4 protein-coding genes and 1 pseudogene are annotated in these 4,021 nt (G+C 66.1%); 1 reads left to right on the forward strand and 4 read right to left on the reverse strand.

Annotated elements, in window-relative coordinates; genetic code table 11:
* A partial coding sequence (locus V6M46_RS13165; RefSeq protein ID WP_332665851.1) for an LCP family protein occupies window positions 1-906 on the forward strand: 906 nt, incomplete at its 5' end.
* 6 nt (window positions 907-912) lie between these two features.
* Here V6M46_RS13165 and V6M46_RS13170 read toward each other — a convergent pair.
* The 4 genes and pseudogenes from V6M46_RS13170 to V6M46_RS13185 form a co-directional block, all read right to left on the reverse strand.
* Window positions 913-2,718: a DUF4012 domain-containing protein gene (locus V6M46_RS13170; protein WP_332665854.1), complete on the reverse strand. Its 1,806-nt coding sequence runs from the start codon at window positions 2,716-2,718 to the stop codon at window positions 913-915.
* Between the two features lie 71 nt (window positions 2,719-2,789).
* Window positions 2,790-3,368 (reverse strand): LPXTG cell wall anchor domain-containing protein, encoded by a 579-nt coding sequence (locus V6M46_RS13175; protein WP_332665857.1) that lies wholly within the window; start codon window positions 3,366-3,368, stop codon window positions 2,790-2,792.
* A 256-nt stretch (window positions 3,369-3,624) separates the two neighbouring features.
* Window positions 3,625-3,921: a DUF1416 domain-containing protein gene (locus tag V6M46_RS13180; protein WP_332665860.1), complete on the reverse strand. Its 297-nt coding sequence runs from the start codon at window positions 3,919-3,921 to the stop codon at window positions 3,625-3,627.
* A pseudogene (locus V6M46_RS13185) lies at window positions 3,921-4,021 on the reverse strand (sulfurtransferase); the annotation flags it as partial. The gene V6M46_RS13180 and the pseudogene V6M46_RS13185, both read right to left, overlap by 1 nt.

The raw sequence follows: 4,021 nt of genomic DNA on the forward strand, positions 1-4,021 counted from the left end.
CCCGACCCCGACAAGGGCAAGGCGCTCAACATCCTGCTGATCGGCTCCGACAAGGGCAAGAAGATCGAGGGCGAGGCCCAGGACACCTCGATCGCCGAGGACGCCAAGGCCGACAAGTGGCCGACCGGCAAGTACCGCTCGGACACGTTGATGATCGTGCACATCACCGCCAACCGGAAGTACGCCTTCTTGATGTCGATCCCGCGCGACACGCTCGCGACGATCTACAACGAGAAGGGCGAGCCGCAGGGACAGCAGAAGATCAACGCCGCGTTCTCGCAGTACGGCCCCAGCGGCACGATCTCCACCGTCGAGCACCTCACCGACCTGCGCATGAAGCACATGGCGATCATCGACTGGGAAGGCTTCAAGGACCTGTCGTCCGCCGTGGGCGGGGTCCCCGTCACGATCCCCAAGGCGTTCTACGACCCCAAGCAGAAGATCCAGTGGGAAGCCGGCACGCAGAACCTCGAGGGCAAGAAGGCGCTCGCCTACGTCCGCACCCGCTACGGCCTGCTGCGGGGCGACTTCGACCGCATCGCCCGCCAGCAGAACTTCCTCCGCGCCCTGATGGGCAAGATGCTCGCCAAGGGCACGATGCGCAATCCGGTCAAGCTCATCAACACCGTCGGCGCCCTCACCAAGAACCTCACGGTCGACCAGACCTGGACCGCCGGCGACATGCGCGGACTCGCCCTGTCGCTGCGCGGCATGCAGACCGAGGACGTCATCTTCCTCACGGCGCCGGTCGCCGGCACCGAGACCATCCCCGTCTACGGCAGCGTCGTGCGGCTCGACGAGGCCAAGTCACAGGAGATGTACACCGCGTTCCGCAAGGACAACCTGCGGGCCTACCTCAAGAAGTACCCGGACGACGTGCTCAAGCCCCCGGACCAGGTCGACTGACCGACGTCAGGAGCAGGCGGACTTGACGACGACGTCGTTGGGCGAGCTCTCGATGCCGGGCGTCGTGGAGAACACCGCATCGCCGCGCTGACCCCGGGCGGCGATCATGGTGGCCGTCACGGTGTGCTTCTGCCCGGGCTTGAGCGTCACGGTCGCCGTGGCGATGTTGCGGCCGTCGACCCGACCCGCGGACACCGCCCGCTGATCGCCGTCGACGCGCAGGTCGGTGATGCCGCCTTCGAACGGCGAGTACACGCGCACCGTGATCCGCATGGTCCCTCTCGGCGTGAACGTTCCATCGCCGGTGATGAACTTCGACAGCTTGGCGGCGTCGGTCGGCGCGTTCGAGATCAGCTCGGTGCTGGTACTCAGCTCCTGGATGTCTCCTGGCAGGCATCTGCCCGAACTGACCAGCGTCGTGTAGCCGAGGTAGTACTCCATCTTCGTGGAGGCCGAGTCACTGAGGTAGACGCCGACATGCGGCCGGTCGCCGTCGTCGCCGCCGACCACGCCCGCCAGTCCCGTGGGCGCGATCTCCTTCTGCTCGGTCTCATGGCTCGACCACACCGTCAGCCGGTTCTCATTCGCCGCGCTCACCAGAGCGGAGATGACGGCGCGCGAGTCGCCGCGACCGGACTTGACGACGTCGAAGATCTTGCGGGCGGCGCTTTGGAACACGTCGTCCTGCTTGTCGTTGTCCTGGTACCTCGCATAGATGCCGTTGAGCAGCACACTGACCGCGTTCGACTGATCGAGCGTCGTGCCGTCGGACAGCTGCACCGGTCCGGTGCCCGCCAGGATGTAGGAGAGCGCGATCGGATCGACCGAGATGACTCCGTCGACGTCCACGTCGAGCCCCTTCTCGACCATGGCCCGCGCGATCTCAGCGGAGCGCGGGAAGCTCGGCGTGGTGTTGACGTCGCGGATGTCGGTCACGAGGTTGTCGGAGAACACCGACTTCTCGTCCGCCGTCATGCGCACGACCGGGTTCTTGAATCTCGGCAGGTCCTGGATCGACCCCTGCTTGCCCATGGACAGTCGGCCCTTGCTGGCCTTGAGGATCGCGAACGAACCTGCGATCCCGCCGGTGGGACGCACTTCGGCGTTGTTCTGGATCAGCAAGAGGTAGCGACGCGTGGACTTGGCACCGAGCATCGAGGGCATCAGGCGGGCGGCGGAGCGGCTCGTCACCGCGGCTGACTGCGCCGAGGCGATCTTGAACTGGATCGTGCCGACCGGACCGCGGATGGGTACCAGCAGCGATGAGACATCGATGCCGCTCAGCTTGTCGTCGGCCTGCGTCAGAGCGTCTGCGGCCGCGATCACGGATGGGCGGATCTTCTTGATGGTCGCCAGATCGACCTTGCCGTCGCGCGGACTGAAGGCGTTGAGATTGACCTGGGCGGAGAGGTTGACCAGCGGCGGCATGGCGTCGGTCGCCAGGTCGTCGGCCACGACTGCAACAGTGCGCACCGCCGAGACGTTCTTGCCGAAGTACGGCACCTTCGCACCCAGGGCCCAGAGGGGGCCATCGGTCTTGGCGCGAGCGCGATCAGTGGATTCCTGAAGTCCGCTGAGGGTGGCTTTCGCCCCCTCCTCGTCGCCCGCGACGATCTGGGTCTGGAGCACCTGCGCCTGGTTCGACGCCAGTCGCAGGGAGGAGCTCGCCTGCGATGCCTGGAACGCGAACACGATGCCCAACACGCACATGACGGCGCCGACCGCGACTGCGACCTGCCCACCGGTGATCCGGCGATACCACGGCCGGTGATGCCGACCGCGGGACAGCGGTCCTGGGAACTGAATTCTCATGACTGAAGGGTCCGAAGGTCAGTCATGCGAGCCCACGTAGTGGGCTCGCATGACATGAACCATCAACGATTTCAGTGCGAGGACTTGCGGCGCTGTGCAGCGTAGGTCACGCCGGCGCCCCCGGTGACCAGTGCACCACCAAGCAGCAGCAGCCACAGGTTGGAACCGCCCGTGTCGGGCAGTGCGCCGTCGTCCTCGTCATCCACGCCACCCTTGGGGAGCAGCGTCACGGTCGCGTCCACCGGGCAAGTGGTCGTCGTGGCGGCCGGCAGGACCGCGCTCGACTCCGCGGAGTAGAAGGCGGGTGTCACAGCGGAAGACGCCGTCGCCGGAGCCGCTGAGGCGCCGAAGGCCGCGTGCTTGCAGGTGGCCCTGATCTCGGACGTCGACTTCTTGGTGACGACCGGAGTGGAGTACGAGCCGGAGATCGAGGTGCCGGAGCCGGTCTTGGTCTTGCCCCGGTAGGTCACGGTCCAGTCACAGTCGACCGAACCGGCGTCGGCGGTGAACGAGAAGCTCTTGCCGCCCACGAGGGTCGAGGAGCTGAGTTTGAGCGAAACGCCGCAGTCGGGGTATGCCTGCGCGCCCGAGGACAGCAGAGTCACCGCGCATGCGATGGCCGCTGCGGCAGCAAGCCGAAGTTTGAACATTAAGCACTCCCGATGGTGTCCGATTTGGCGAACCGTGATTCTGACAGAACAGCGTGTTACGTATTGTGACACGAGATGCGTATGGAACAACGACGGCCGTTGGCGGTTCGTTACGCGGAACTTTAGCGCAACCGGAGCCCGACGCGCGCACCTTTCGTGTCTGCCTGTCCTCCCAGTTGTCTTGCCGGTCCGGCAGGACAGACGAAGAGGTGCACCCGGCAGAGCCGGATGCACCTCGACACATTGTCTCCGCGGGTCAGACCGCGACGGCAACCTCTGCGACGACGCCCTTGGCGGCGGTCACGGCGTTGTCGACCGAGATCGCCTTCGGGGCGAGCGTACGGAGGGTCCACTCGCCGGGGCCGGCGAAGAAGCGGAACTGCCCGGTCGCCGAGGTCGGGACCTCGGCGGTGAACTCACCCGTGCGGTCGAGCAGGCGTACGTACGCGTTGCCGACCGGCTCGCCGTCACGCGTGACGATGCCCTGGATCACAGCTTCGTTGGCGACGTCGACGCCTTCGAGGCTCGGACCGCCCTTGATCGCGCCGCACATCAGGCGACACCCGGCTCGTCGCCGAGGGCGACCGGCACGGCACGCAGAGCACCGTATTCGGTCCACGATCCGTCGTAGTTCTTGACGTTCTCGTGACCCA

The organism is Aeromicrobium sp., from assembly GCF_036676885.1.
Classification (GTDB): Bacteria; Actinomycetota; Actinomycetes; order Propionibacteriales; family Nocardioidaceae; genus Aeromicrobium.

Coding starts and splice junctions, on each gene's coding strand:
- V6M46_RS13170 (WP_332665854.1), bottom strand. CDS start 2,718: ATGAGAATTCAGTTCCCAGGACCGCTGTCCCGCGGTCGGCATCACCGG.
- V6M46_RS13175 (WP_332665857.1), bottom strand. CDS start 3,368: ATGTTCAAACTTCGGCTTGCTGCCGCAGCGGCCATCGCATGCGCGGTG.
- V6M46_RS13180 (WP_332665860.1), bottom strand. CDS start 3,921: ATGTGCGGCGCGATCAAGGGCGGTCCGAGCCTCGAAGGCGTCGACGTC.